A 1216-nucleotide genomic window follows, 5' to 3' on the forward strand; every position below is an offset into this window, starting at 1 on the left:
CCCGTTCCCATGCCGAACACGGAAGTTAAGCGCTTCAGCGCCGAAAGTAGTTGGGGGTCTCCCCCTGTGAGGATAGGACGCTGCCAGGCTGATTGTTTTTTTGAAAAAATTATTGACTTTACTCTTGATGACATTTAAAATAGGTAAAGTCGATACAATAATTATTTAAAACGGTCCCGTGGTGTAGTGGTTAACATGTCTGCCTGTCACGCAGAAGATCGCGGGTTCGAATCCCGTCGGGACCGCCATTTTTTTATTTAAACTTAATAAGTTGGCTTTGTAGCTCAGTTGGTAGAGCAAAGGACTGAAAATCCTTGTGTCGGCGGTTCGATTCCGTCCAAAGCCACCATTTACAGCGCCGGTGTAGCTCAGTTGGTAGAGCATCTGACTTGTAATCAGAGGGTCGAGGGTTCGAATCCTTTCGCCGGCACCATTTTTCTCATGGCGGTTGTGGCGAAGTGGTTAACGCACCGGATTGTGATTCCGGCATTCGAGGGTTCAATTCCCTTCAGCCGCCCCATCTTAAAAAATTAATGAGCCATTAGCTCAGTTGGTAGAGCATCTGACTTTTAATCAGAGGGTCGCAGGTTCGAGCCCTGCATGGCTCACCATTTCTCATTAATTTCTATACTTAAATATTATATGCGGGTGTGGCGGAATTGGTAGACGCGCTAGACTTAGGATCTAGTGTCTTTGACGTGGGGGTTCGAGTCCCTTCACCCGCATCTCTAATCTAACTTTATATTGCGGAAGTAGTTCAGTGGTAGAATACGACCTTGCCAAGGTCGGGGTCGCGGGTTCGAATCCCGTCTTCCGCTCCAATTATATGCGGTCGTGGCGGAATCGGTAGACGCGCTAGGTTGAGGGCCTAGTGGTGGTTAACACCGTGGAGGTTCAAGTCCTCTCGACCGCATTAATGCACCCTTAGCTCAGCTGGATAGAGCGTTAGACTACGAATCTAAAGGCCGGGAGTTCGAATCTCTCAGGGTGCACCATTTATAACGGGAAGTAGCTCAGCTTGGTAGAGCACTTGGTTTGGGACCAAGGGGTCGCAGGTTCGAATCCTGTCTTCCCGACCATTTCTTAATTCAATTTGGTCTTTGAAAACTGAACGATGAGGCAAAAATGTTTTACAATTTTTGAATGAAGCGCAAGCTTCGTCATTTTTAAAGAGCTATATCAAATTCTTTGGAGAGTTTGATCCTGGCTCAGGACG

General features: G+C 47.3%; 10 tRNA genes and 1 rRNA gene. All 11 read left to right on the top strand.

The features are described from left to right. Positions 1-89: ribosomal RNA gene (rrf, locus tag KNP79_RS15535) — 5S ribosomal RNA — on the top strand; the annotation flags it as partial. An 83-nt stretch (positions 90-172) separates the two neighbouring features. Beyond that, positions 173-248 (top strand) — tRNA-Asp (locus tag KNP79_RS15540). Positions 249-273: 25 nt separating this feature from the next. Next, positions 274-349: transfer RNA gene (locus KNP79_RS15545), tRNA-Phe, on the top strand. A gap of 8 nt (positions 350-357) precedes the next feature. Next, positions 358-433 (top strand) — tRNA-Thr (locus KNP79_RS15550). Between the two features lie 11 nt (positions 434-444). Beyond that, positions 445-520: transfer RNA gene (locus KNP79_RS15555), tRNA-His, on the top strand. A gap of 15 nt (positions 521-535) precedes the next feature. Next, positions 536-611: transfer RNA gene (locus KNP79_RS15560), tRNA-Lys, on the top strand. Positions 612-644: 33 nt separating this feature from the next. After that, a tRNA-Leu gene (locus KNP79_RS15565) sits at positions 645-725 on the top strand. A 21-nt stretch (positions 726-746) separates the two neighbouring features. Next, positions 747-821, top strand: a tRNA-Gly gene (locus KNP79_RS15570). Between the two features lie 7 nt (positions 822-828). Further along, a tRNA-Leu gene (locus tag KNP79_RS15575) sits at positions 829-913 on the top strand. A gap of 5 nt (positions 914-918) precedes the next feature. Next, a tRNA-Arg gene (locus KNP79_RS15580) sits at positions 919-995 on the top strand. A gap of 7 nt (positions 996-1002) precedes the next feature. Next, positions 1003-1079: transfer RNA gene (locus KNP79_RS15585), tRNA-Pro, on the top strand. Positions 1080-1216 lie beyond the last annotated feature (137 nt).

The sequence above is a fragment of the Exiguobacterium sp. s7 genome, assembly GCF_018618195.1.
GTDB lineage: Bacteria > Bacillota > Bacilli > Exiguobacteriales > Exiguobacteriaceae > Exiguobacterium > Exiguobacterium mexicanum_A.